This is a genomic window from Rahnella sikkimica (assembly GCF_002951615.1).
Taxonomy (GTDB): domain Bacteria; phylum Pseudomonadota; class Gammaproteobacteria; order Enterobacterales; family Enterobacteriaceae; genus Rahnella; species Rahnella sikkimica.
In genome coordinates, this window is record NZ_CP019062.1 from 508,540 (window position 1) to 534,808 (window position 26,269).

Below are 26,269 nucleotides of genomic sequence, written 5' to 3' on the forward strand. Positions count from 1 at the left end.
TTGAATTTCAAAAAATTCAGGAACAAACTTAACCTATCTTACGTTCAACGGAAAAACACAGGGACTGATCTCTGGTGGATGTTATTTTATGGATTCAATGGGTAATTTGGAACTGCACCGCATTAATAACGCTATTACAGGCACCAGCGCTTACAGCCTGTCGAATGAACGCGTTGATTGATCAGGGATGAAAAAATGACAGAACTCAGAGGTGCGGATTACTGGCGGCGGATGAATGAAAGTAAACGCATATTGCGCGGAGAAGACGCATTCAGTTCTTTCCCGAGTATGAACCCGTTGCAACGGGATATGACTTTCGCGAATGGCAGCTTCATTACCGAAAGTCGTTACATCATGTTGCTTACGCTGGAGGAGGCGGAGAAAGTCACCGATGAACTGCTCGGTAATGTAGACAAGTTTTTTTCCTACAAACTGGCTCCCGGTAACATCAAAGATATTATGGAGGGCAGCAGCAGTATTGGCAAACTGATGACTTTCGAGAATTCAGCGGGAGAAATCGCATTTCGTTTTAAGTCGCTTGGTATCAGAGCGATTGAATACACCTTTAAGGGTAAGACTTACATCAAAATAACCGGCTATCCGGGCATGCGCCGTATTCTGGAAGGCACACGATATGCAATTGACCATCCGCAAATGCTGGAAATGGGTATCGGGATCCGCGGGCTGGGGAGTGCGCTGATTAAAGGCACAAAATTCTGTATTTTTGCCTCACTGGCGTGGCGTGTCATCGAACTGATCTTTAAATCCGACTACGACCTTGTCGATTTTCTTATCGATATTACGGTGGATGCAGCGAAGGCAGTTGTGGCGAGTGTGGTTATTGGTGTTATTGCAGGTGTATTGACTTTAGGCGGTGTACCAATAGTTATTACTGCAGGCATTGTCATTATCGTAGGTATATATCTAAATATCAAGTTAAACGAAATAGATGACACGCTGGGATTATCAGCAAGTTTAAAGGAAAAGTTGCGGCTTGCATTAATTGATTATCAAAGAGTTAACGAGTGGGATTTTAGATACTCAGAGCCACTGTTTAACTACTCATTAGGGATGGGGTATTAAAATGAATAAAAAATATATTCAACAATGGCTGATTTTCAAGGGTGGGGCTATTATCTTAATAGCGGCTTCTTTGTGTTATATTTATGGTGTTAATGACTTAATGGAGACTTTTAATACCAAATCGTTATTTATTTTGAGTGATATCATTGAATATAGCGGCAAGGTAATAATATGTGCAAGCGGAATTCCATTATTTATATGGGTGTTATTTTTTGCATTAAAAATGCTTTTTAAGAAAGGTATTGAACCCTTTAAAAAATACACTACGATTGGTTATGTCTGGATGGTTGTTAGTGTATTGTCTTTTATTTTAGGTTTTATCATATCCTTCATTATTCCTTTTATCTTAATGGCGTCGCCTTATACCTCATGTAATATAGGAAAGTATAGTAATTATTATGTAATCACCCCGAGTTTGTGTAAAACCATTGATCCTGATGAATGGAAAAAAAGATGAAAAGATCCATACTTTCAAAATGGTTAACATTTAAAGCAGGGGGCTGCTTTTGTAATGGTTTTTCTAAAAAAGGTATCGGTCCTTTAAAAACATCGACTGCTTTAGGTCATGTATGGGGGACGCTGAGTATGGTATCCATCTGTAAAGGCTTAATTGCATCTTTCGTCATCCCTTTTGTCCTGTTGGCCTCACCGTATACAAACTGCCGCGAGGGAAAACTCAGCGCTTACTATGTTCTCGATCCGCAACTCTGCAAAACCATTACGCCGGAATACTGGCAATCGTATGATGATAAATAACTTCAATGTTTAACGGGCGCAGATAAACCGCCCGTTATATCCGTAGCTTTGTAGCGCCTGACTTTCCATCAGCAATCCCCGCACACCTCACAACCCGGATCTTTCATCAGGTTCATCTGGCGAAATTGCAGCGTCATGGCGTCGTACATCAGCAGTTTTCCGCGTGGCGTTTCGCCGAAGTGGGTCAGCAGCTTGATGGTTTCCATAGCCTGTAAGCTGCCGATGATGCCGACCAGCGGTGACATCACACCGGCTTCGACGCAGGTCAGCGCGTTTTCGCCAAACAGACGACTCAGGCAACGGTAGCAGGGTTCATCAGGCTGATAAGTAAACACGCTAAGCTGTCCCTCCATGCGGATGGCAGCGCCGGACACCAGCGGTTTGTTCTGTGCAAAACATTGCTGATTGAGCTGGTTTCGCGTCGTGACGTTGTCGGTGCAATCGACAACGATGTCGCAGGCGGCAATCATTTCGCGCAGCATGTCGTCATCCGCCTGAGCATCAACCTGATTCAGCTGAATGTGCGGGTTAATTGCCGCCAGCGCCAGCGCGGCAGAACCCACTTTTGACATGCCAATACGCGCGTCGGTGTGCAACGTCTGGCGCTGTAAATTGGACAGTGAAACGGTGTCGAAATCCAGCAAGGTCAGCGTGCCCGTTCCGGCAGCCGCCAGATATTGCGCCGCCGCACAGCCCAGACCGCCCAGGCCGACAATCAGCGCGTGGCTGGCTTTCAGCTTTTCCTGCGCATCAAAATCAAACCCTTTCAGGACGATCTGGCGGTTATAACGCAGGGTTTCGGCGTCAGTCAGTTCCGGCAGCGTTGCCATGATCAGCTCCGAAGCAGGGCGTTGAAAGGTTCGATTTCCACGATTTCGCCCGCGGCGACGTTTTCACGCTCGCGTTCGAGCACCACAAAACAGTTCGCCAGGCTGAATGAGCTGAAGACGTGCGAACCCTGATGGCCGGTTGTGCGCACTTCAAGCTCGCCTCCGGCGTTCGTGCTGAAAATCCCGCGCTGGAAATCAAGACGTCCGGCGGATTTCTTCAGTGGCGTCACGGCTTTCGCTTTCAGACGCGGCGGGAACTGCCAGGCGGTGTGGCCGGAAAGTTGCGCGATAAACGGTTGCACCAGCTGATAAAACGTCAGCGCAGCGGAAACCGGATTGCCCGGCAGGCCGCAGAACCAACTGTTCTGCAATTTGCCGAAAGCGAAAGGTTTGCCCGGTTTCATCGCCAGTTTCCAGAAGCCAATCTCACCCAGTTCATCGAGCATTTGCTTGGTGTAATCAGCTTCGCCAACTGAAACGCCGCCGCTGGAAATCACCAGATCGGCAAATGTGTTGGCTTCTTCAAAAGCTTTGCGCAGCGCCTGCGGATCGTCGCGGATAATCCCCAAATCCAGCACGGTGCAGCCGAGTTGTTCGAGCATCAGACGTACGGCGAAACGGTTGGTGTCGTAAATCTGGCCTTCCTCTAACGGCGTGCCGACCGGTTGCAGTTCGTCGCCGGTCGAAAACACCGCGACTTTCAGCGCCTTCCACACGTTAACTTCCGTCACGCCCAGAGAGGCCAGCAGCGGTAATTCAGCCGCGCCGAGACGCACACCGGCAGGCAGTACGCTGTCACCTTGCTTAATGTCGTCGCCGGTCAGACGGATATTCTGGCCTTTATGCACTTCTGCGGTGAAGCGCACGCCTGCATCGGAGATATCGGCCTGTTCCTGCATGATGACCGCGTCAGCACCTTGCGGAACCGGTGCGCCGGTCATGATGCGGATACAGGTTCCGGCAGGCCATTCACCGTGGAAAGGTGCACCGGCAAAGGCTTTACCTGCAACGGGCAGAACCGCGTCTGCGTGCAAATCAGCGCAGCGCACAGCGTAACCGTCCATCGCGGCATTATCGAAAGGTGGAACGAAAAGAGGGGATTTCACCGGCGTGGCGGTAATGCGGCCTGCGGCGTCGGCGAGCGGGAGAGATTCGCTGTCTTTCTCGGTTTTAGGCGGAACATAAGCGCGCATTTTTTGCAGCGCTTCTTCCAGCGAGATCAAACCGGCAGTATTGAATTCCATGAAAATTCCTTTGAGGTTCACCCCGGCGGAACGGGTGTTTTCACCGGAACCGGACGGGGAATTGAAGCATGGGCACAGTATGACAGAGAAACGCGGCGAACCAAAAATTGCCGGAGGCGTAAAATCATCGTAGGGATTCCTGAAAAATTGAGATCGATCCCAAAATTAACAATGTAACGCAGGTATGATGGTTTCCGTTATTTGTGACTTGTGTCACACAACTGTCAAATATACAGGAATAACCGGTGCTTAAAAAAAATCGCCATCAGGCCATCCTTCAGTTGATAGAACAGCATGAAGTGTTACAGGTTAGCGAACTGGCACAATCGCTGGATGTGAGTCTTGAAACCATTCGTCGAGACCTGAGTGAAATGCAGGATAAAGGGTTGATTCTGCGTCGTCACGGCCGCGCCCGTCGTCTGGTTGCTCAACCTGAAACATCCTGGCTAAACAGTTTGCAGCGCTGCCCGCAGCTTTAATCACGGCAGTGAAATAAGAAAAGGGAAGGCTCCGAGGAGTCTTCCCTTTTTTATGTTTAAAACTGACAGAAATCAATGCGCTGTTTGTTGTTCCAGCGCTTCGGCTTTGCTGCTGAACGAGGCGATAATCAGCGCCGCCAGCAGGAAGACGTAAGCGATGGTCGCGGTATTCAGCGCCCAGAATAACCCGTACTGGCTGTATACCAGCGACGACAGCGTGGAGAAGATCAGCGTCCCGAGGGTGCCGATAGTCAGCAGCGCAGACGTCAGCGTTGGCGGAGAATTTCTGACCTGCAAACTGCCGTAGCTCATGATGCCGGAGAACAGCCCGGAATTGCAGAAGCCAAACAGACCGGCGCAAATCAGGATAAGCATCGTGCTTGCACTGTTGGCCGCCACCGCCAGACACACCAGCCCGACACCCGCTGAAATCAGCAGATACGTGCGCAGTTTTACGAAGCGAACGGTGAACTGATTCACAAACAGGCCGACGGATTTCACCGTCCAGTAGGTTGTGATGTAGAACGCCGCGCGGTCAGCCGCCATCCCGAAATGCTCTTTCAGCCAGCTTGGCAGCCACATAGTGAACACCGGTTCCGCCAGCAGGAAAGCAAACAGCGCGAAGCACAATACCCACACCGAAGCGCCCCAACGATCTTGCTGCTGGCTGGCGGATGATTTTTTCTCAACCGCTTGCGGAATCGACGGGAATTTCTGCCCGACGCACAGTACGATCATCATCAGGCTCAGCACCGCCATGACGCCATACATCGCCAGCCAGCTTGCGCCGTGCTGGAATAAATACCCCAGCAGCAGGGACAGAATCACGCCCGCCAGCGCAAAGAAGAAATCGGTGAGGATCAGGTTCGCCGAGCGTTTTTTCGGATCTTCGTTAATGCGCACCACCAGATAGCTGCCAATGGACATCATGATGCCGGACGCCGCGCCAATCAGGAAAACGCCGATACCGAACATGGTGATGGTCGGCATCAGGAACAGCGCGATGCAGGTCAGCACCGAGACGGTTGAGCCGGTAATCAGCTGTTTGCCCAGATTGAATTTGCGCATCAGCACGCCGCTTATCATGATCGGCAGGAACAGGCCGATGTTCATCAGCGTAAACATCTGTCCGATAAATGCGGGGTCTTTGCCAAACGCCTGCGATACCGGGCCGATCACGATACCAAGCGTTGAAACCAGCGCACCGGTGAAGAAATAACTCAGCCAGGAAATCATATTGATCCGCTGGCGGTTGAATGCCTGTTCCATAGATGTCCCTTATTTTGCAGTCGCTGATAAGTCAGCGAAGAAGGCGCGGATCAGACGGGTGAAATCGCCCACCGCCAGTTTTGCGCAGCTCAGGGTTTGTTCGTGGGAAAGCGGAGTGTCGGATAACCCTTCGGCGAAGTTGGTCATGGCGGAAACCGCCAGCACTTTAAGACCGCAGTGTCGCGCTGAAATCACTTCCGGCACGATGGACATGCCGACGACGTCGCAGCCGAGGGTTTGCATCATCCGGATTTCCGCAGGCGTTTCGAAGTTCGGGCCGGTGTAGGCGGCGAATACGCCTTCTGCCACGTCGATACCCAGTTTGCCGGCGACAACGTGAAGCTGCGCGCGCAGTTCTTTGTCATAAGCGTTCGCCAGGCTGAAGAAGCGCGGGCCAAAACGGTCGTCATTCGGGCCTGCCAGCGGCGATTCCGGCATAAAGCTGACGTGGTCGGTGAGCGCAACTAAGCGTCCCGGCGCGACTTCTTTGCGCAGGGAACCGGCGGCGTTGGTGGCCAGCAGGAATTCGCAGCCCAGCAGTTTGAAGGTGCGAACGGCGCTGGTCATCACTGACATGCCGTGGCCTTCATACATATGTCCACGGCCTTTCATGCACATCACCGGCACGCCTTCGAGATGACCCAGAACCAGTTCACCGGCGTGGCCGACGACGCTGCTTTGCGGGAACCCTGGCAGGTCTGCGTAAGGAATGGTAATCGCACCGGCCATATCGTCGCACAGCGTGCCGAGGCCGGAACCTAAGATAAGCGCGGCGCGGGGAATAAAGCCCGGAGCACGCTGGCGGATAATAGCTGCACAGTCAAACGCGTTGTTATTGAGCATGATCACTTCTCTCATTAATGACAGTAGGGTTGAGTTGAAGGCAATGCTAGGGTGAGCGGCCCGTGACGTCTAATACCGTTCGCCACGCGGATTTATAGTCAAAACCTATAAATCCAACACGCTAATATGTAAGGGAAAATAAATGTTTCTGGAGAATATGTGACGCGTCCATTCACCGATTCGGTTTTCGATCTCGGCCAGATTAACCTCCGCCTGCTGCATTATTTCCGCGTCGTGGCCGAGGAGCTGAGTTTCAGCAAAGCGGCGGTGCGGCTCAATATGTCGCAGCCGCCGCTGAGCCTGCATATCAAAGAGCTGGAACATCTGCTCGGCACGCCGCTGTTTCTGCGTACCACCCGTTCCGTGTCACTGACACCCGCAGGCGCCGCGCTGATGCGGGAAGCGGGGCTGATGCTCGACAGCATCAACCGCTCATTGCATCAGGTGCGAAAAATTGGCCGGGGGGAAATCGGGCATATTCAGTTTGGGACGGTTGGAACCGCCGCGTGGGGGCCGCTGATGCCGGTGCTGAATAATTTCGGCAAGAATGCGCCGGAAATCAGCTGGACGATCACCGAACTGACGCCGGTTCAGCAAATCGACGCGTTGCAGCTGCAAAGGATTGATATCGGCATCTGGCGCGAGGCGAAAATCGCGCTGCCGCAGGGGTTATCGAGCAAGCTGATGGTGCGCGAGAACGTGGCCGTCGCACTGTCAGAAAGTCATCCGCTGGCGGTCAAAAGCAGTGTGGCGATCCGCGAACTGGCGGGTGAAGATTTTATTCTGATGCCGATGAACACCTCGAGTCTGGGCAGTTATTTGTATTCAATGTGCCGTCAGCACGGCTTTCTGCCAGTGGTGAAACAGCAGGTGAATGAGCCGCAGACTGCGCTGGCGCTGGTGGCGAACGGTTACGGGATTACGCTGTTGCCGGAAAGCTATGCGCGGATCCGCTGGCCGGGTGTGCGTTTTTGCGCGCTGAGTGAAATGCTGCCCGCCGATTTGTACGCCATTTATCAGGCAGACTCAGTCACACCGGCGGCGGCGCGTTTTCTCGATTTGCTCTGACGCACTTTGCGTCTAAAATCCCATCCAATAAAAAAGCCGCAGGAATTATCCCGCGGCTTTTGAACAACTCAGTCTGTCATTCAGCCGACAGACATTTCGTGATGAATCTTTTCTGCTTTACTGCGGATACCGGCAATGATCACCGCCAGCACCAGAAGCACGTAAGAAACGGTGGCGATATTCAGCGCCCAGAACAGGCCATATTCGCGGTAAATGAACGAAGAGAATGATGCGAAAATCAGCGTGCCGACTGACGCGGTGGTCAGCAGGGCAGAGGTCAGCGTTGGCGGTGAGTTTTTCACCTGCAGGCTGCCGTAGCTCATCAGGCCGGAGAACATCCCGGAGTTACAGAACCCGAACACGCCTACTGCAACCATCACCAGTGCAGCACTTTCGCTGTGCGTTACCACGCAAAGACTGATTAAACCGACGACCGCAGAGACAAACAGGAACGTGCGCAGTTTGACGAAACGAACGGTGAACTGGTTGAGGAACAGGCCAATCGCTTTCACCATCCAGTAAGTGGTGATGTAAATCGCGGCGCGGTCAGTATCTAAACCGAAGTGTTCATGCAACCAGCTTGGCATCCACAGGGTGAAAACCAGTTCGCTGAAGACGAAAGCAAACAGCGCAAAACACAACACATACGCGGCAAAACCCCACGGCTCTTTCGCTTCACGATCCTGTTTCGTCACGGCTTCCGGCTTGGCAACAACCGGGAATTTCTGGCCTACGCACAGCAAAATCATCAGTACGCTCAGGGTGCCCATGATGCCGTACATCGCCAGCCAGCTGGCGCCGTGTTTGAACAGGAAACCGAGCACCAGGGACAGCGTCATGCCGGAAAGCGCAAAGAAGAAGTCGGTGAAGATCAGGTTAGCAGAACGTTTTTTCGGATCATCGTTGATGCGCACCACCAGATAGCTGCCGATAGACATCATCAGGCCCGCCGTCGCACCAATCAGGAATACGCCGACACCGAACAGTGTGATCGACGGCATAATAAACAGGGCGATACAGGTCAGAATGGTGATAACTGACCCTGTAATCAGCTGTTTACCCAGATCGAATTTACGCATCAGGATGCCGCTTATCATGATCGGCAGGAACAAACCGATGTTCATCAGTGAGAACATCAGGCCGATAAAGGCAGGTTCTTTATTAAACGCGGTGGCCACCGGGCCGATAACAATCCCTAAAGTCGAAACCAACCCACCGGTAAAGAAGTAACTGAGCCACGAGATCACGTTGATCCGACGGCGGTTATAAACAGTTTCCATAACTGATTTCCTAAAAATAAAAAATATAAGAAGGCCACAGTAAGCGTTGCCAGAGGGGCTTTTATCTGCGGTTAGGACGTTTATTATTCCTGTTCTTAGACGGTTTGTCTTGGTCGTTTATTCAATCTTCGTATTTGATTTTCTTAAACAATCTAAGCAATTAGCGCGTTTTTGTAGTTTTACATTTCTGCTTTACATACTGTAGCGGGCTAAATATAGTCAAAAAACAGGGCAACATCACTTTCTGTATACATAAATACAACAACTCAGGGTGCAGTTCTAATGAGTTCTTCTACTGATAATTCAGCGAGTTCCGTTTCGGACAAGAAGCGTCCGGTTATTGCCATTCACGGCGGTGCCGGGGCGATTACCCGCGCAGCAATGAGTCGTGAAAAAGAACAACATTATTTAGCCGAACTGGAGCGCATTGTTGCCACCGGGCAGGCCATTCTGGCGGCAGGCGGCAGCGCACTGGATGCGGTGACCGAAGCGGTGCGTTTACTGGAAGAATGCCCGTTATTTAATGCCGGGAAAGGGGCCGTTTTCACCCATCAGGGCACGCATGAGCTGGATGCCTGCATCATGGATGGCCGCACGCTGGAGGCCGGTGCAATCAGCTGTGTCAATCATATCCGTAACCCGATCCTGACCGCACGCAAGGTGCTTGAAAACAGCCCTCACGTGATGTTTACCGGTGCGGGTGCGGAAGCGTTTGCCCGTGAACAGGGGCAGGAAATGGTTGAACCGGAATTCTTTGACACGCAGGAACGTTTCGAACAGTTGCAGCGCGCAATTGCGGCAGACGGCGGCGTGATGCTCGATCACGACGGGGCGTCCCTGAATGCTCAGCCGTCTGGCGACCCGATCGATCCGGACCATAAATTTGGCACCGTCGGTGCAGTGGCGATGGACGCGCAGGGTAATCTGGCGGCGGCAACATCCACCGGCGGCATGACCAACAAACAGGCCGGACGCGTCGGCGACAGCCCGATTATTGGTGCAGGCTGCTACGCCAGCAACAATACCGTGGCGATTTCCAGCACCGGCACCGGCGAAGTCTTTATGCGCACGGTCGCGGCGTATGACGTCGCGGCGCTGATTGAATACGCCGGACTCACGCTCGAAGAAGCCACGCACAAAGTGGTGCAGGAAAAACTGCTGCCGCTGGGCGGGATTGGCGGGATGATCGCCATCGACCGGTTTGGCAACGTGGTTCTGCCGTTTAACAGCGAAGGCATGTACCGCGGATTTGCCCGCGTGGGTGACGCCCCCGTTGTCAGTATTTACCGATGAGCAGCCCGATTGTTTTGCCGTCCGACCACGTTCTGGCGGTCAGCCAGCTCAGCGTGCAGTTTTCGCATGAGGGGCAAATTATTCCGGCGGTGAATAATCTCAGCTTTCAGGTCAGGCGCGGCGAAACGCTGGCGATTGTTGGCGAATCGGGTTCCGGCAAGTCGGTGACCTCGCTGGCGCTGATGCGTCTGGTGGAGCAGGGCGGCGGGCAGATTTCGCAGGGCGATATGCTTTTTCGCCGCCGTAACGCCGAAGTGGTGGATTTAATGGCGGCGTCGCAATCGACCATGCGCAGCCTGCGCGGTGCCGATATTGCGATGATTTTTCAGGAACCGATGACCTCGCTCAATCCGGTGTTTCCGGTCGGCGAGCAAATCGCGGAATCCATCCGCCTGCATCAGAATAAAGACAGCCGGGCTGCCCGCGCCGAAGCCTTGCGGATGCTGGATCTGGTGCGAATTCCCGAAGCTAAAAATATTCTCGACAGTTATCCGCATCAGCTTTCCGGCGGCATGCGTCAGCGGGTGATGATTGCGATGGCGCTGTCGTGCAAACCCGCGCTGCTGATTGCCGACGAACCGACAACGGCGCTGGATGTGACCATTCAGGCGCAGATTTTACAGCTCATCCGCGTGCTGCAAAAAGAGATGCAGATGGGTGTGATTTTTATCACCCACGATATGGGCGTGGTGGCTGAAATTGCCGACCGCGTGCTGGTGATGCATCAGGGCAACAGCGTGGAAACCGGCGACGTGGGCGCGATTTTCCGTGCGCCACAACAGCCGTATACCCGCTCGCTGCTGGCGGCGGTGCCAAAATTAGGTTCGATGGCCGGCAAGCCTTTGCCTGCGCGTTTTCCGGTGCTGGCGCAAAAAGAAGGTGACCCCGAACTGGTGCAGGACACCCTGACGCCGGGTGCGCCGCCGGTTTTACAGGTTCGCGATCTTGTCACGCGTTTTGATTTACGCAGCGGCATTTTCAACCGCGTGACGCGCCGCGTTCATGCCGTGGAAAAAGTCAGTTTTGATTTACATCCGGGCGAAACGCTGGCGCTGGTGGGCGAATCCGGTTGCGGCAAATCCACCACCGGACGTTCGCTGCTGAAACTGGTGAAAAGTCAGGGCGGCACGATTACGTTTAACGGCCAGGAACTGACCGATGTCAGCGGCAGCGCGCTGCAACATCTGCGCCGCGATATTCAGTTTATTTTTCAGGATCCCTACGCCTCGCTCGATCCGCGTCTGACGGTCGGCTATTCCATTATGGAACCGCTGCTGGTCCACAAACTGGCGAAAGGCGCAGAGGCCGAGGCGCGCGTCGCCTGGCTGCTGGAAAAAGTCGGGCTGCTGCCGGAACACGCGCAGCGCTATCCTCACGAGTTTTCCGGCGGTCAGCGTCAGCGGATTTGCATTGCCCGCGCGCTGGCGCTCAATCCGAAAGTGGTGATTGCGGATGAATCCGTTTCCGCCCTCGATGTGTCTATCCGTGCGCAAATCATTAATTTGCTGATGGATTTGCAGAAAGAGTTCGGGCTGGCGTTTCTGTTTATTTCGCACGACATGGCGGTGGTCGAGCGCATCAGCCATCGCGTGGCGGTGATGTATCTCGGGCAAATCGTTGAAATCGGCACGCGGCGCGCGGTGTTTGAGGATCCGCAGCACGCGTATACCCGCAAACTGATGGCGGCGGTGCCGGTGGCCGATCCGGCGCATAAAAGAAAAGAGCAGGCCTTGCTGGTGGATGAAATCCCCAGCCCGATCCGTGCGCTCAACGACGAGCCGCTGGTTTCCCCGCTGGTGCAGGTGGGCGAAGGGCACTTTGTCGCGCGGCATGCGATTGCGGGGCTTTACTGATTTTTGTGGTGGCTTGTTTTGGGTTAAGTGCAAGCCGTCAATTTGTAAGACAAACGGGTAAGACAGGAAAAGGAACTGACATGAATCAGCAGAAACGTAAAGGTAAGAACGTGATCCGCCAGGCGGTGCTCGCTGCCGCTATTTTCGGTTCTCTGGCTTCAGCTTCAGCATGGGCTGCCAAAGACGTTGTGATCGCCGTAGGCTCTAACTTCACCTCGCTGGATCCTTATGATGCGAACGACACGTTGTCGCAGGCGGTGGCAAAATCCTTCTATCAGGGACTGTTTGGCTTCGATAAAAACATGAAGCTGGAAAACGTGCTGGCGGACAGCTACACGGTCAGCAAAGACGGCCTGGTTTACACCATCAAGCTGCATCCGGGCGTGAAATTCCAGGACGGCACCGACTTCAATGCGGCGGCGGTAAAAGTTAACTTTGACCGCGCCAGCAATCCTGATAATCACCTCAAACGCTACAACCTGTTTAAAAATATCGCCAGCACGGAAGCGGTAGATGACACCACCGTGAAAATCACGCTGAAAGAACCGTTCTCGGCGTTTATCAATATTCTGGCGCACCCGTCGGCGGTGATTATTTCCCCGGCGGCGCTGACCAAATACGGCAAAGAGATCGGTTTCCACCCGGTGGGTACCGGCCCGTACACGCTGGATCAGTGGAACCAGACCGATTTCGTGAAAGTGAAGAAATTCGACGGTTACTGGAAAAAAGGCGAGCCTAAACTCGACACCATCACCTGGCGTCCGGTCGTAGACAACAACACCCGCGCCGCGATGCTGCAAACCGGTGAAGCCGATCTGGCGTTCCCGGTGCCATACGAGCAGGCCGCGCTGCTGGAGAAAAACCCGAAACTGGATCTGGTGTCTGCGCCGTCAATTTTGCATCGTTACATCAGCCTTAACGTGACGCAAAAACCGTTCGATAACGTGAAAGTGCGTGAGGCAATCAACTACGCCATCAACAAACAGGCGCTGATTAAAGTCGCGTTTGCCGGTTACGCCGTGCCTTCCGAAGGGCCATTGCCGCAGGGCATTGAGTACGCCGCGAAATTCAAACCGTGGCCATATGATCCGGCAAAAGCCAAAGAACTGCTGAAAGAAGCGGGTTATCCGGACGGTTTCACCACCACGCTGTGGTCTTCACACAACAACAGCACCGCGCAGAAAGTGTTGCAGTTCACGCAACAGCAGCTGGCGCAGGTCGGTATTAAAGTCACCGTGACCGCGATGGATGCGGCTCAGCGTGCGGCGCAAGTCGAAAACGTCGGGCAGAAAGAAGCCGGTGTGCGCATGTTCTACACCGGCTGGTCGGCGTCAACCGGTGAAGCTGACTGGGCGCTGTCGCCATTGTTCTCAACCCAGGCCGCGCCACCGAAACAGTTCGGCACCGCTTTTTACAGCAATGCGCAGGTGGATAAAGATTTGTCCGACGCGCTGAAAACGACGGACAAAGCCGAGAAAGCCAAACTGTACGCCGACGCCCAGAAACAAATCTGGACCGATGCGCCGTGGGCATTCCTGGTGACGGAGCGTCTGGTCTCTGCCAAAAACAAACGTCTGACAGGTTTCTACGTGATGCCGGACACGGCGTTCAGCTTTGACGATGCCGATGTGAAATAATAGGCGGTGAAGCTTTCAGGGCGCGGAGTTCAACGACTCCGCGCCCTGAACTCGTCTGTTCCGCCGCAGGAACAGGGATGTCATTTCGTGAATTCACAGACAGCGACTCATGCTTAATTATTTTCTGAAACGATTACTGGGACTGATACCAACGCTGCTGATTGTGGCGGTGCTGGTCTTTCTCTTTGTGCATCTTTTGCCGGGCGATCCGGCGCGTCTGATGGCCGGACAGGACGCAGACGCCAGCGTTATTGCGCTGGTCCGTCAGGATCTAGGGCTGGATAAGCCGCTCTATCAGCAATTCTTCACCTTTTTCGGCAACGCGCTGACCGGCGATTTCGGGCATTCGATGGTGTCGAAGCGTCCGGTGATCGACGAAATCAGCTCCCGCTTTATGCCGACGTTCTGGCTCACGCTGACCAGCATGCTGTGGTCGGTGATTATCGGGCTGATCATTGGCGTGGTGTCCGCCGTCTGGCGTAACCGCTGGCCGGACCGTCTGGGCATGGCGCTCGCCGTTTCAGGTATCTCTTTCCCGGCCTTTGCGCTGGGCATGTTGCTGATGCAGGTTTTCTCCGTTGAACTGGGCTGGTTGCCAACCGTGGGTGCTGACAGCTGGCAGCATTATATTCTGCCGTCCATCACCCTTGGCGCAGCGGTCGCGGCCATTATGGCGCGTTTTACCCGTGCGTCTTTTGTCGACGTGATGCAGGAAGATTACATGCGCACGGCGCGGGCAAAGGGCGTTCACGAAGCCGTTGTGGTGGTGAAACACGGGCTACGCAACGCCATGATCCCGGTTGTGACCATGATGGGATTACAGTTTGGATTCCTGCTCGGCGGCTCGATTGTGGTCGAGAAAGTCTTCAACTGGCCGGGGTTAGGGCGGTTGCTGGTGGATTCCGTGGAGATGCGCGATTACCCGGTGATCCAGGCCGAAGTGCTGCTCTTCTCGCTCGAATTCATCCTGATCAATCTGCTGGTGGACATGCTGTACGCCGTGATTAACCCTTCTATCCGATACAAGTGAGCAGGCGCATGAAAAACTGGCGGAGAAATGCCGTACTGGCGAGCTTGCCGATAATCACATCCGAAACCCCGCAGGCGGTAAGAACGCCGTGGAAAGCGTTCTGGCGGCGTTTTCGTCGGCAACATATCGCGATGATTGCGGGCGTTTTTATTCTTTTACTGATTGCCGCGGCGATCTTTGCGCCGTGGCTGGTGCCGTTTGATCCGGAAAATTACTTCGATTATGACCGTCTGAATGAAGGCCCGTCGGTGATGCACTGGCTCGGCGTAGATTCACTCGGGCGTGACATTTTCAGCCGTATCCTGATGGGCGCGCGCATTTCTCTCGCTGCCGGTGTGCTTTCCGTGGTGCTGGGCGCGGCTATTGGCACCTTTTTCGGTTTGCTGGCCGGATACTACGAAGGCGCGTGGGATCGTATCACTATGCGCATTTGCGACGTGTTATTCGCCTTCCCCGGCATTCTGCTGGCGATTGCCGTGGTCGCCGTGATGGGCAACGGCATGTCGAACGTGATTATAGCGGTGGCGATATTCAGCATTCCGGCGTTCGCCCGTCTGGTACGCGGTAACACGCTGGTGCTGAAACAGCAAACCTACATTGAATCGGCGCGCAGCATCGGCGCATCGGACGCCACCATCTTGTTCCGCCACATTCTGCCCGGCACGCTGTCTTCTATCGTGGTGTATTTCACCATGCGCATCGGCACGTCGATTATCACTGCCGCGAGTTTGTCGTTCCTTGGTATGGGCGCACAGCCCCCGACGCCGGAGTGGGGCGCGATGCTCAACGAAGCCCGCGCGGATATGGTGATGGCACCGCACGTCGCGATATTCCCAAGCCTGGCGATATTCCTGACGGTGCTGGCGTTTAATCTGCTGGGAGATGGGTTGAGAGATGCACTGGATCCGAAATTGAAAAATTAGTGTTTTTTGGGGGGTATCCCCCAAAGGCCCCCTTTTCGCTGAACGAGTATATTTCGGTTTCTCAATGATGCTGGTCGCTCAGGTCAAGACCTTGGGTTGCCACCCAAACCGGCCTCAAGGAGCGCCTGTCGCCGCGCCCCTTGAGAATCCCGGGCTCTTTAACTGCGTGCTGCCGCTTGTTGGCTATGTTTCAGTTAACACCGTGACTGGCGCAAAAGCTTGCCGCTGCGCGGTACCTTCTCTCGGTCTTCGAGTCTTAGGTCTCGAAGCCGCTCCGTTCAGCAAACTTTCTGATTGCGCCACATTGGTTTTTTAAAGATATTTTGTTTCGGAATTTTCATTATCTCTATTGTTTTTTTATTGAATGTAACTTCGATGTAATTGTTTTATTTTTACTGGAATACGTCTCGTAATAAACAGAACGCGTAATTGGAATGAGTTTCGGTGTGCAGTATGTTCTTTGTTTGTGAATGTAAACAAAGGAACTGTGATGTCGATTAATTTTAAACCCAAAGTTGGGCAGGTTCTTGACTGTAATTACGGTGTTTACCCGAAAGATACAAATGGTTGTATTTTAGATAACATTGTTGATGCACATATGCCCCCGGAAATGGTTAAGCGGCGTTTAGTTATTGTGCTTAACGGCAAGCTTAATGGGAATTCTTCAATTGTTGTTCCGTTGTCGACCACGCTAGATGAGATCAAGCTTAAAAGAGGTTTTCATGTCCAACTTGATGCAGGGGTGATAGAAGACTTAAAGTATTTCCCACCCAAAACGTGTTGGGCAAAATGCGATATGGTTCAAACCGTAAGTAATAGAAGACTTAATAAACCTATGCTGGCTGGACGTGGGTGGTTATCTCAGTGCATACCAGTCAATATAATTACATTAATCCAGCAAGCCATTCTCAATTCGATAAAATCATCTGAAAATCTTCTGATGTGAATTAATTAAGGTTGACTTGGTAGCTTCGCCTGATATTATCTTCCGCGTTGCCCATCGAGGCCTTTCAGTTGATATCCACCGTCCCTGTATGGGATCGCGAAGCCCGATTAGTTATGATCGGGCTTCTGCATTTTTGATATCCCGAATATATATTTTATCTATTAATCTGTAAGCGATATAAAACGAAAACGCTTATTTTAGAATGCCTGTAAGGCGCAATCAGAAAGTTTGCTGAACGAAGCGGGCTGGAGACCTTAGGCTCCAGCACCGAGAGAAGGAACCGCGCAGCGGCAAGCTTTCGCGCCATACGCTGTAGTAACAGAACATGTCCGTCGACCTAGCGATAGCGCGCAGTGAAAAAAGCGGAGAGGAGTCCAGAGGAGGGAAAGCACTTCCCTCCTCTGGTCGGTTTCTGCGTGAAAGTCAGAGCGATAACAGCTATTAATAAACCGAAATATCCTCGATCAGACTTCAATACGGCATTCCCGCACTCATGCCTTAGAGTGCAAATACCCCGCATGAAACCGCAGGTGATCTTCCACAAACGAGGCAATCGTGAAGTAACTGTGATCGTACCCCGGCTGCACGCGCAGCTGTAACGGCCAGCCGCGCTGGCGGGCGATTTCGGCCAGTTTTGCCGGTTGCAGCTGATCCGCGAGGAACTGATCGCCGTCACCCTGATCGACTAAAATCGGGAATGGCACCTGATCCGCAGGCAGTGAACTCAGCAGGTGGCAGCTGTCGTACTGCAACCACTGGCTTTCATCATCACCCAGATAGGCGCTGAACGCTTTACGTCCCCACGGAACTTGCGCCGGATTCACAATCGGTGCGAACGCGGAAACTGACTGGAAGCGCTGCGGGTTACGCAGTGCCAGCATCAGTGCGCCGTGGCCGCCCATCGAGTGGCCAAAGATCGACTGACGGTCGCTGACCCTGAAATGTCCGCTGATTAACGCAGGCAGTTCATCGAGCAGGTAATCGTACATCCGGTAATGCGCGGCCCACGGCGACTGCGTGGCGTTCAGGTAAAAACCTGCGCCCTGACCGAGATCGTAACCGTCGTCATTGGCGACATATTCACCGCGCGGGCTGGTATCCGGCATCACCAGAATCAGACCCAGTTCTGCCGCGACGCGCTGCGCCCCGGCTTTCAGCGTGAAGTTTTCGTCATTACAGGTCAGACCCGACAGCCAGTAAAGCACCGGCGGCGGCGTGTCATCTTTTGCCGGTGGCAGATAAATGCTGAACGTCATGCCGCAATTCAGGCTGGCCGACGTGTGGCGGTAGCGCTGCTGCCAGCCGCCAAACATCCGGTGTTCTTCGAGTAGTTCAATCGAGCTGCTCATCGGAAACTTTCCTTACTTGTTAAAATGAATAACCGTGCGGATAGACTTGCCTTCGTGCATTAAATCGAACGCTTCGTTGATTTCTTCCAGCGGCATGGTGTGCGTGATGAAATCGTTCAGGGCGAATTCGCCGTCCAGATAACGCTCAACAATGCCCGGCAGCTGGCTGCGGCCTTTGACGCCACCGAATGCAGAACCACGCCATACGCGGCCTGTTACCAGCTGGAACGGACGGGTGGAGATTTCTTCACCGGCACCGGCAACGCCGATAATGACGGATTCGCCCCAGCCTTTATGGCAGCATTCCAGCGCGGAACGCATCACGTTCACGTTACCGATACATTCGAAGGAGAAGTCCACGCCGCCGTCGGTCATTTCGACGATCACGTCCTGAATCGGCTTATCAAAATCTTTCGGGTTAATCAGATCGGTTGCGCCAAGTTTACGGGCCAGATCGAACTTGCTGGTGTTCAGATCGATACCGATGATGCGGCCTGCGCCCGCCATCACTGCGCCGATAATAGCGGAAAGACCGATGCCGCCGAGGCCGAAGATCGCCACGGTGTCGCCTTTTTTCACTTTGGCGGTGTTAATCACAGCACCCATGCCGGTGGTCACGCCGCAACCGAGCAGACACACTTCTTCCAGCGGCGCTTCTTTGTTGATTTTCGCCAGTGAAATTTCCGGAACCACGGTGTATTCGGAGAACGTCGAAGTCCCCATGTAATGGAAAATCGGTTTGCCGTCTTTGAAGAAACGCGTGGTGCCGTCCGGCATCAGGCCTTTACCCTGCGTGGCGCGGATAGCCTGACACAGGTTGGTTTTGCCGGATTTACAGAACTTACATTCGCCACATTCCGGGGTGTATAGCGGGATCACGTGGTCGCCCACGGCAACGCTGGTGACGCCTTCGCCGACGGCTTCCACCACGCCACCGCCTTCATGACCGAGGATTGCCGGGAACACGCCTTCCGGATCTTTGCCGGATAACGTGTAAGCATCGGTATGGCAAACACCGGTCGCGACGATACGCACCAGCACTTCGCCTTTTTGCGGTGGCATCAAATCCACTTCTTCAATGGACAGAGGCTGATTCGGACCCCAGGCTACGGCGGCGCGTGTTTTAATCATTTCCATGGTATTGCTCCATTCTCGTCAGGTGTTTTTTAGTTAAAAGGCTGGCTTACGCCGGATCCATCACCGGGTCATTTTCGCCGGCAAGAGGATGTTTCAGTAACGGGATCACCCCGCCGTTTTGTTCAATAATCAGTTCTTTCAGCGCCCGCACATTGGGGCTGAAGGCGTCCCGACGCCAGATAAGCCAGGTGGCGGTATCGGCGAATTCATCCGGCATTTCGTGAATTTGCACCCGTTCGTGGCCGGGTAATTGTTCCAGTACCGAACGCGGTATCATGGCGATCCCCGCGCCGCTGGCGACGCAGGCCATCATTGAATGATAGGACTGAATTTCCAGGGTGTTCGCCACCGGCACATTCATCTCTTTGATCCACGCCTGTAAACGCTGGCGGTAGGAACAGCTCGGGCGGAATGCGAAAACGGTATGCCCGCTGCGGCCTGCGGGCAGTTCAAGCGGCGATTCCCCGGGCGGAGAAATCACCACCATGCGCTCGCGAAAAGAGATACAACCGTTGAGATCGTCAAAATCAATCGGGCCGTCGACCAGCGCGGCGGCTAAACGACCCGCCCGCACGCTGTCGATAGTTTCACCGGAAGTCGCCGTGACAAGCGAGAGCGCCACCTGCGGAAATTTCTGGTGATATGCCGCCAGCAGTGAGGGCAGGCGGGTGGCGGCGGTACTTTCCATCGAACCCAGCGCGAAATTCCCGGCAGGTTCGCCGGCGTGGGTGATGCTCATCGCTTCATCGCTGAGCGCCAGAATGCGTTCGGCGTAATTGAGAAAGTTATGGCCCATCGCCGAAAGGCGGATACGCTGCTTTTCGCGGATGAATAAATCCGTGCCCAGTTCGAGTTCGAGCTGACGCAGACGGGTGGTGAGGTTCGACGGCACGCGGTGCAGCTGTTCTGCTGCACGCGCCAGCGAGCCGGTTTCCGCCACGCAGCAAAACATCCGTAACTGAGTGAGATCCATAATGGGTTCCTGTGTTCTTTTATCGTAAACAACTTGGTTTGTATTATTCACTTTCCGTGATTGTATCCGCAAGGCATCCTAGCTGACAACGTCCAATTCACTTTCTTTTCGGAAATCCTCTGTTTTCAGTATCGGGCTTTGAGTATGTTTACTCATTGTTTCTACTATGTTGCATTGTGGTTTCTTACAGCGGAGCAGTTATGGCTTTTCGTATTGCGCTAAGTGGTTTTCTGGCTTTTGTCGTCGCGATGGGGATCGGGCGCTTCGCTTTTACGCCGCAGGTTCCTTTAATGATAGCTGAACATCAGTTCACGCTGACCGGCGCGGGTTTAGTCGCCGCCTTCAACTATCTCGGTTATCTGTGTGGCGCGTTCGACGGTATGCGCGCGGCGAAACATCTGGAACGCCGGTTGTGGCTGGGCGTGTGGGGCGGCGTGGTACTGACGTTGCTGTCGGCGGTGATTTCCGGTGAAGTGCTGCACAGTATCGTGCGCTTTATGATTGGCTGGACCAGCGGCTGGGCGATGGTGATGGTGTCGGCGTGGTGCAATGAACGTCTGGCGCATTATGGCCGTCCGGCGCTGAGCGCGGCGGTGTTTGCCGGGCCGGGCGTCGGGATTTTCCTCAGCGGAATGCTGGCGGTGGGGATCCACAGTTTGCAGCTGACGTCCGCGCAGGCATGGAGCGTTTACGGCGTGCTGGCGCTGATTTTCGTGGCCATTATTACGCCGAACTTACCGCGCAAAGGCGATTTGCATCGTTCGCATGTGGCGACGGAACCGCTGGTGATGACGCCTGCGCTGAAACGTCTGGTGTGGAGTTACAGTCTGGCGGGTTTCGGCTATATCCTGCCCGCTACGTTTTTATCGCAGATGGCGACGGCGCGTTTTCCTGACAGCCTGTTCGCGCAGTTTGTCTGGCCGGTATTCGGCGGTGCGGCGGTAATTGGCATCGTTATTGGGATCCTGACCCGGCATTGTCTGACCACGCATACACGCATGGCGCTGACGTTGTGGATCCAGGGCCTCGGTATTTTATGTGCCGAAGTGGTGCCGGGCGTTACCGGCCTCGTGCTCGGCGCGCTTCTGACGGGCGGCGGTTTTCTCAGCGTGGTTCAGCTCGCGTTGCAGTACAGCCGCGAGCTGGCACCCAACCACAGCCGGTATATGGCGGGGCTGCTGACGACCGGTTACGCAGTCGGGCAGCTGTTCGGGCCGGTGCTGTCGGCGATATCGACCGCGCTGACGCATCATCTTGAACCCGCGTTGTATGTCGCACTGGCCGGTTTTGTGATTGCGGGCGCGCTGGTGATTCGGGATAACCGATAACTTGCCGCGATTTCATCAATCATGGCTTTTTCATCCCTCAGGAAAGCAATCACTGGATTCTGAATCCGCTCTCCACTACAGTAACCCACCTCACTTTGGCGTGATCTGCGTCAAAGTGATTACACCTGCCGGAGAAGAATGAATGCCAACCCCAATCCTGAGTAAAGAAGCCATTTTGGTCCATGAGGCGTTGTTAACCCGTGGTCTGGAAACCCCTCTGCGTGAAGCGCTGCCTATCGATAACGAAACGCGCAAACAGCGGATCCAGGAACATATGACTGGCATCATGCAATTGCTCAATCTGGATCTCTCCGATGACAGTCTGGTGGAAACGCCGCGTCGTATCGCGAAGATGTACGTGGATGAAATTTTCTCCGGGCTGGATTACGCGAACTTCCCGAAAATCACGGTTATCGAAAATAAGATGAAAGTGGACGAGATGGTCACGGTGCGTGATATCACGCTGACCAGCACCTGCGAACACCATTTCGTGACCATCGACGGCAAAGCGACCGTGGCGTATTTGCCGAAAGATACCGTGATCGGCTTGTCGAAAATCAACCGTATCGTGCAGTTCTTCTCGCAGCGTCCGCAGGTTCAGGAACGTCTGACGCAGCAGATTCTGGTGGCGTTACAGACGCTGCTCGGCACGCCAAACGTGGCAGTGTCGATTGATGCCGTGCATTACTGCGTGAAAGCCCGTGGCGTGCGTGATGCAACCAGCGCAACGACCACCACCTCTCTGGGCGGTCTGTTCAAGTCCAGCCAGAATACGCGTCAGGAATTCCTGCGTACCGTCCGCCATTCTTCGTAAGTAAAGCTGCAGCTGGGTTCGCCGCGTTCGGAGACCCGAATCACTGACTTGTGTCAGCTCATCGGGCTCTCCTTACTTGCTGCCTTGCTGCAACTTCATTTACTTGAATGGAGACCACAGCTTTTCGTAAATAAAGCTGCAACTGCGTTCGCCGCGTCCGGAGACCCGAATCACTGACTTGTGTCAGCGCATCGGGCTCTCTTCGCGACAACTTCATTTACCTGAAGAGTGGCCTCTGTCAATCTCTTCACTTATTCTTAAAATCCAAATAATCCTCAAAAGGAATTCCGGGTGCGCTCACGTATTGCCACACTCGATTTTGCCCGTGGCCTGGCCATTTTTGGCATTCTTCTGCTCAACATCAGCGCGTTCGGCTTACCGAAAGCTGCCTATATGAACCCGGCCTACGCCGGTCTTCCCTCATCTTCTGATACCTGGACCTGGGCGGTGCTCGACGCCGTGGCACAGGGAAAATTCCTGATGATGTTCGCCATGCTGTTTGGCGGCGGTTTATATTTACTGCTGCCGCGCGGCAAACACTGGATCCAGTCGCGTCTTTCGATTTTATTATTGTGCGGCCTGATCCACGCCACGTTGTTTTGGGATGGCGATATTCTGCTGTCCTACGGCCTGATTGGTCTGGTGTGCTGGCGTATGGTGAGGGAAGGGCGCAGCAGTCAGTCGCTGGTTTCGACGGGGATCATTTTGTACCTCATCGGTGTGGCGGTGCTGGCGATTCTGGGCGTGATTTCGTCGCCCAAAGCGGGGAGTTTCTGGCTGCCGGGACCGGCTGAAATTCAGTATGAGCAATACTGGCGGCTGAAAGGCGGCTGGGAAGCCATTCAGAACCGGTTGGATCTCCTGTCATCCAGTCTGCTGGCGATTGGCGCGCAATACGGCTGGGAACTGGCGGGTGCAATGCTTATCGGCTCCGGGCTGATGCGCAGCGGCTGGCTAAAAGGTGAATTCAGCGAGCGGCATTACCGCAAAGTGGCGGCGGCACTGTTACCGCTTTCATTGCTGATACAAATTCCGGCGATTTACCTGCAATGGAAGAGTGGCTGGGACTACCGCTGGAGCGGTTTTTTGATGCAGGTTCCGCGTGAAATTGGCTCGCTGATGCAGGCGGTCAGCTATCTGGCGCTGTGTTATGGCTTCTGGTCGGTAATTTCCCGCTGGCGGGTGGTGCACTGGATTTCTCAGGTCGGGCGGATGGCGCTGACCAATTACCTGTTACAGACGCTGATCTGCACCACATTCTTCAACTTTTTCGGCTTCTTCCTGCACTTCGACCGGCTGCAATTGCTGGCGCTGGTGCCGCTGGTCTGGATGTGTAATCTGCTGGTGACGCTGCTGTGGCTGCGTTATTTCCGTCAGGGGCCGCTGGAATGGTTATGGCGAAAACTGACCATTAAAGCCTCGGGTGTTGAGGTGAAAACAGCCTGAGGTGCGTGCTGAGTTATCACCCTAAATTATAGATTTGGGATGAACGTTGCAGAATTGTATGTAAACGTTTTCTTTCCTGTGACGTGATTCACGCAGGCGGTTTCACAAAATGTTTAGGATAGCGGTCGTGCCTGTCTGACGACCACTACACTAAAAAAGGAAACGCCATGAGCACTTCACCTCGCTTCTCTTTGTCTGCATTTTTCACGTCCTGGGTTAATCATTTCCGTATTCCTCCGTACCACTCTCTGGCTGATCACGGGGCGACAAATGGTCACAATTCGTGATGTCGCCCGTCTGGCTGGCGTGTCTGTCGCCACGGTTTCCCGCGTTCTGAACAATCCGTCTATCGCCAGTAAAGAAGCCCGCGAGCAGGTCTTGCAGGCCGTTGCGACGCTGGGATACCGGCCTAACGCCAACGCGCAGGCGCTGGCAACGCAAAGCAGCGACACCATCGGCGTGGTGGTGATGGACGTTTCCGACCCCTTTTTTGGCGCGCTGGTCAAAGCGGTGGATACCGTCGCCCAGCAGCATCAGAAGTACGTTTTGATAGGTAACAGCTATCACATTGCCGAAAAAGAAAGGCACGCCATTGAAGTATTGATTCGTCAGCGCTGTAACGCGCTGATTGTGCACTCCAAAGCCCTCGGTGATGACGAGCTTTCGCATTTTATGGATCAGGTTTCCGGCATGGTGCTGATTAACCGGGTGATCCCGGGCTACGAGCATCGCTGTGTGTGGCTCAATAACGTCAGCGGCGCTGAAATGGCCACGCGTTTGCTGCTGTCTCAGGGACATCAGCGCATCGGTTACATCGGCTCGAGCCACGGCATAGAAGATGATGTGCAGCGTTATCAGGGGTATTTACAGGCCATGACGCAGGCACATCATTCTGCCGTTGCGCCACCGGCAAGCTGGCGTGCGCAAAGCTCCCCGGATTTGCAGGGTGGCGAAGCGGCGATGGTGGAGCTTCTTGGGCGCAATCTGCATCTCAGCGCGGTCTTCACGTACAACGATTCAATGGCGGCGGGCGCGATGGCGGTGTTGAAAGAAAACGGAATTAATATTCCTGACGATTTCTCACTGGTGGGTTTTGACGATATCCCGATTGCCCGCTACACCAGCCCGAAAATGACGACGGTGCGTTACCCGATTGTTTCAATGGCGACGCTTGCCACTGAGCTGGCATTAAAAGGTGCGGCAGAACAGCTAGCTATGGGCGTTTCGCACTGTTTTATGCCGACGCTGGTCAGGCGGCATTCTGTGGCACCGTGGCAAAATGTGGCACCCGTCACTTTTTGATCAAATAACGCGATGTAACCGTTTTCAATCTGTGAGAACTTTCACAGTTTATTAACATCGCCGCCTTTATGATGCATTCGTTTTCAACATGATTCAGTTTGTGTCCGGCTTACCGGACTGGCTTCACAGCGAGACAGGACGTTATAGGTCAAGGATGGCAGGCACCCACGAACATGATGTGGCGCTGTACTGCACCCACATGGATACCGGTGCCAAATTCTGTAACACCCTACATAACCGGAGATACAAATGAATAAGAAGGTCTTCACACTGGCTACTCTGGCTGCAAGCATGATGTTTGGTTTTGCTGCGCACGCTGCTGACACTAAAATCGGCGTTACCATCTACAAATATGACGATAACTTCATGTCCGAAGTGCGCAAAGCCATCGAGAAAGATGCGAAAGCGACGCCGGACGTGCAACTGCTGATGAATGACTCGCAAAACAGCCAGTCCACCCAGAACGATCAGGTTGACGTTATGCTGGCGAAGGGCGTTAAAGCGCTGGCCATCAACCTGGTTGACCCGGCGGCTGCTCCGGTCATTATTGAGAAAGCCCGCGGTGCTGGCATTCCTGTCGTTTTCTATAACAAAGAACCTTCCCGCAAAGATCTGGACAGCTACGACAAAGCCTATTACGTCGGTACCGACTCTAAAGAGTCCGGCATTATCCAGGGCGAGCTGATTGCTAAACACTGGAAAGCGACGCCAGCCTGGGATCTGAACAAAGACGGCGTGATCCAGTACGTGCTGATCAAAGGCGAACCGGGCCACCCGGATGCTGAAGCACGTACCAAATACGTCATCAGCACCCTGAATGGCAAAGAAGGCCTGAAAACTGAACAGCTGCAACTTGATACCGCTATGTGGGATACCGCACAGGCGAAAGACAAGATGGATGCCTGGCTGTCCGGTCCTAACGCGAACAAAATCGAAGTGGTTATTGCCAACAATGATGCAATGGCAATGGGCGCTGTAGAAGCACTGAAATCTCACAACAAATCCAGCATTCCGGTATTTGGTGTAGATGCCCTGGCAGAAGCGCTGGCGCTGGTGAAATCTGGCGCAATGGCCGGTACCGTGCTGAACGATGCCAACAACCAGGCTAAAGCGACCTTTGATCTGGCGAGAAATCTGGCAGCGGGTAAACCAGCCGCCGATGGCACTAACTGGAAAATTGAAAACAAAGTGGTTCGTATTCCTTACGTCGCAGTAGACAAAGATAATCTGTCTCAGTTTGTGAAATAAGCGTACGCCAGCAGTAGTCAAGACAGACAGCAATACAAAACAAAGCTAAGCAGTGGCAAAAATAATTGCGGTTAAGCCGTAAAAAATATTAAGTGTGATTAGACGTTAATGCTTATCTGACAGGACGTCATGTCGTTC

24 protein-coding genes are annotated in these 26,269 nt (G+C 53.7%); 16 read left to right on the top strand and 8 right to left on the bottom strand.

Annotation, left to right across the window (positions count from 1 at the left end):
* Positions 1-195 precede the first annotated feature (195 nt).
* From BV494_RS02325 to BV494_RS25680, 3 genes are read left to right on the top strand one after another with little or no spacing between them, the layout of a single operon-like run.
* A complete protein-coding gene (locus BV494_RS02325; RefSeq protein WP_104921393.1) occupies positions 196-1,083 on the top strand; it encodes a hypothetical protein in 888 nt (295 codons plus the stop codon).
* A 1-nt stretch (position 1,084) separates the two neighbouring features.
* Complete coding sequence (locus BV494_RS02330) at positions 1,085-1,540, top strand: DUF1240 domain-containing protein (RefSeq protein WP_104921394.1); 456 nt, start codon at positions 1,085-1,087, stop codon at positions 1,538-1,540.
* The gene (locus tag BV494_RS25680) at positions 1,537-1,839 is read left to right on the top strand and encodes a hypothetical protein (protein WP_192938060.1); all 303 of its coding nucleotides are present in this window, start codon (positions 1,537-1,539) and stop codon (positions 1,837-1,839) included. The genes BV494_RS02330 and BV494_RS25680 overlap by 4 nt, the downstream gene beginning before the upstream one ends.
* Before the next feature lie 68 nt (positions 1,840-1,907).
* On the opposite strand, the gene moeB is transcribed toward BV494_RS25680, so the two are convergent.
* Together moeB and moeA are read right to left on the bottom strand one after the other, a co-directional pair.
* Complete coding sequence (gene moeB / locus BV494_RS02335) at positions 1,908-2,669, bottom strand: molybdopterin-synthase adenylyltransferase MoeB (protein ID WP_104921395.1); 762 nt, start codon at positions 2,667-2,669, stop codon at positions 1,908-1,910.
* A gap of 2 nt (positions 2,670-2,671) precedes the next feature.
* Entirely contained in the window at positions 2,672-3,913 is a 1,242-nt protein-coding gene (gene moeA / locus BV494_RS02340; protein ID WP_104921396.1) for a molybdopterin molybdotransferase MoeA, read from the bottom strand.
* 245 nt (positions 3,914-4,158) lie between these two features.
* Here moeA and BV494_RS02345 point away from each other — a divergent pair, with 245 nt between their 5' ends.
* Complete coding sequence (locus BV494_RS02345) at positions 4,159-4,392, top strand: DeoR family transcriptional regulator (protein WP_104921397.1); 234 nt, start codon at positions 4,159-4,161, stop codon at positions 4,390-4,392.
* A gap of 72 nt (positions 4,393-4,464) precedes the next feature.
* On the opposite strand, the gene tsgA (BV494_RS02350) is transcribed toward BV494_RS02345, so the two are convergent.
* The gene (gene tsgA / locus BV494_RS02350; RefSeq protein WP_104921398.1) at positions 4,465-5,661 is read right to left on the bottom strand and encodes an MFS transporter TsgA; all 1,197 of its coding nucleotides are present in this window, start codon (positions 5,659-5,661) and stop codon (positions 4,465-4,467) included.
* A 9-nt stretch (positions 5,662-5,670) separates the two neighbouring features.
* Positions 5,671-6,504: a xanthosine phosphorylase gene (gene xapA, locus BV494_RS02355; RefSeq protein ID WP_104921399.1), complete on the bottom strand. Its 834-nt coding sequence runs from the start codon at positions 6,502-6,504 to the stop codon at positions 5,671-5,673.
* 159 nt (positions 6,505-6,663) lie between these two features.
* On the opposite strand from xapA, the gene BV494_RS02360 reads away from it, so the two are divergent.
* Complete coding sequence (locus tag BV494_RS02360; RefSeq protein WP_104921400.1) at positions 6,664-7,572, top strand: LysR family transcriptional regulator; 909 nt, start codon at positions 6,664-6,666, stop codon at positions 7,570-7,572.
* An 80-nt stretch (positions 7,573-7,652) separates the two neighbouring features.
* On the opposite strand, the gene tsgA (BV494_RS02365) is transcribed toward BV494_RS02360, so the two are convergent.
* Positions 7,653-8,852, bottom strand: coding sequence for an MFS transporter TsgA (gene tsgA, locus BV494_RS02365; RefSeq protein WP_104921401.1), 1,200 nt, complete (start codon positions 8,850-8,852; stop codon positions 7,653-7,655).
* A 282-nt stretch (positions 8,853-9,134) separates the two neighbouring features.
* On the opposite strand from tsgA (BV494_RS02365), the gene BV494_RS02370 reads away from it, so the two are divergent.
* The 6 genes from BV494_RS02370 to BV494_RS02395 all read left to right on the top strand — a co-directional run bounded on the left by BV494_RS02370 (position 9,135) and on the right by BV494_RS02395 (position 16,534).
* Positions 9,135-10,145 carry an isoaspartyl peptidase/L-asparaginase family protein gene (locus tag BV494_RS02370; protein WP_104921402.1) on the top strand — a complete coding sequence of 337 codons (1,011 nt, stop codon included), beginning with the start codon at positions 9,135-9,137 and terminating at the stop codon, positions 10,143-10,145.
* On the top strand, positions 10,142-11,998 hold the full coding sequence (gsiA, locus tag BV494_RS02375; RefSeq protein ID WP_104921403.1) for a glutathione ABC transporter ATP-binding protein GsiA: 1,857 nt from the start codon (positions 10,142-10,144) through the stop codon (positions 11,996-11,998). Before BV494_RS02370 ends, gsiA begins: the two co-directional genes overlap by 4 nt.
* Before the next feature lie 80 nt (positions 11,999-12,078).
* Complete coding sequence (gsiB, locus tag BV494_RS02380; protein WP_104921404.1) at positions 12,079-13,635, top strand: glutathione ABC transporter substrate-binding protein GsiB; 1,557 nt, start codon at positions 12,079-12,081, stop codon at positions 13,633-13,635.
* 109 nt (positions 13,636-13,744) lie between these two features.
* Positions 13,745-14,665, top strand: a complete 921-nt coding sequence (gsiC, locus tag BV494_RS02385; protein WP_104921405.1) for a glutathione ABC transporter permease GsiC — start codon at positions 13,745-13,747, stop codon at positions 14,663-14,665.
* Positions 14,666-14,673: 8 nt separating this feature from the next.
* The gene (gene gsiD, locus BV494_RS02390) at positions 14,674-15,588 is read left to right on the top strand and encodes a glutathione ABC transporter permease GsiD (RefSeq protein WP_104921406.1); all 915 of its coding nucleotides are present in this window, start codon (positions 14,674-14,676) and stop codon (positions 15,586-15,588) included.
* Positions 15,589-16,078: 490 nt separating this feature from the next.
* The gene (locus BV494_RS02395) at positions 16,079-16,534 is read left to right on the top strand and encodes a type II toxin-antitoxin system PemK/MazF family toxin (protein WP_104921407.1); all 456 of its coding nucleotides are present in this window, start codon (positions 16,079-16,081) and stop codon (positions 16,532-16,534) included.
* Between the two features lie 491 nt (positions 16,535-17,025).
* On the opposite strand, the gene fghA is transcribed toward BV494_RS02395, so the two are convergent.
* Genes fghA through ptrR form a run of 3 tightly spaced genes read right to left on the bottom strand, consistent with a single transcriptional unit; the run spans position 17,026 to position 19,993 of the window.
* Positions 17,026-17,883 carry an S-formylglutathione hydrolase gene (gene fghA / locus BV494_RS02400; protein ID WP_104921408.1) on the bottom strand — a complete coding sequence of 286 codons (858 nt, stop codon included), beginning with the start codon at positions 17,881-17,883 and terminating at the stop codon, positions 17,026-17,028.
* A 12-nt stretch (positions 17,884-17,895) separates the two neighbouring features.
* The gene (locus BV494_RS02405; RefSeq protein WP_104921409.1) at positions 17,896-19,020 is read right to left on the bottom strand and encodes an S-(hydroxymethyl)glutathione dehydrogenase/class III alcohol dehydrogenase; all 1,125 of its coding nucleotides are present in this window, start codon (positions 19,018-19,020) and stop codon (positions 17,896-17,898) included.
* Between the two features lie 46 nt (positions 19,021-19,066).
* Positions 19,067-19,993: a putrescine utilization regulator PtrR gene (gene ptrR, locus BV494_RS02410; RefSeq protein ID WP_104921410.1), complete on the bottom strand. Its 927-nt coding sequence runs from the start codon at positions 19,991-19,993 to the stop codon at positions 19,067-19,069.
* Between the two features lie 200 nt (positions 19,994-20,193).
* Here ptrR and BV494_RS02415 point away from each other — a divergent pair, with 200 nt between their 5' ends.
* The 5 genes from BV494_RS02415 to mglB all read left to right on the top strand — a co-directional run bounded on the left by BV494_RS02415 (position 20,194) and on the right by mglB (position 26,131).
* Positions 20,194-21,321, top strand: a complete 1,128-nt coding sequence (locus tag BV494_RS02415) for a YbfB/YjiJ family MFS transporter (RefSeq protein WP_104921411.1) — start codon at positions 20,194-20,196, stop codon at positions 21,319-21,321.
* A gap of 142 nt (positions 21,322-21,463) precedes the next feature.
* The gene (gene folE, locus BV494_RS02420; RefSeq protein ID WP_104921412.1) at positions 21,464-22,135 is read left to right on the top strand and encodes a GTP cyclohydrolase I FolE; all 672 of its coding nucleotides are present in this window, start codon (positions 21,464-21,466) and stop codon (positions 22,133-22,135) included.
* Between the two features lie 291 nt (positions 22,136-22,426).
* The gene (gene yeiB, locus BV494_RS02425; protein WP_104921413.1) at positions 22,427-23,581 is read left to right on the top strand and encodes a DUF418 domain-containing protein YeiB; all 1,155 of its coding nucleotides are present in this window, start codon (positions 22,427-22,429) and stop codon (positions 23,579-23,581) included.
* 270 nt (positions 23,582-23,851) lie between these two features.
* Positions 23,852-24,883 carry an HTH-type transcriptional regulator GalS gene (gene galS / locus BV494_RS02430; protein ID WP_104921414.1) on the top strand — a complete coding sequence of 344 codons (1,032 nt, stop codon included), beginning with the start codon at positions 23,852-23,854 and terminating at the stop codon, positions 24,881-24,883.
* Between the two features lie 249 nt (positions 24,884-25,132).
* A complete protein-coding gene (mglB, locus tag BV494_RS02435) occupies positions 25,133-26,131 on the top strand; it encodes a galactose/glucose ABC transporter substrate-binding protein MglB (RefSeq protein WP_104921415.1) in 999 nt (332 codons plus the stop codon).
* Positions 26,132-26,269 lie beyond the last annotated feature (138 nt).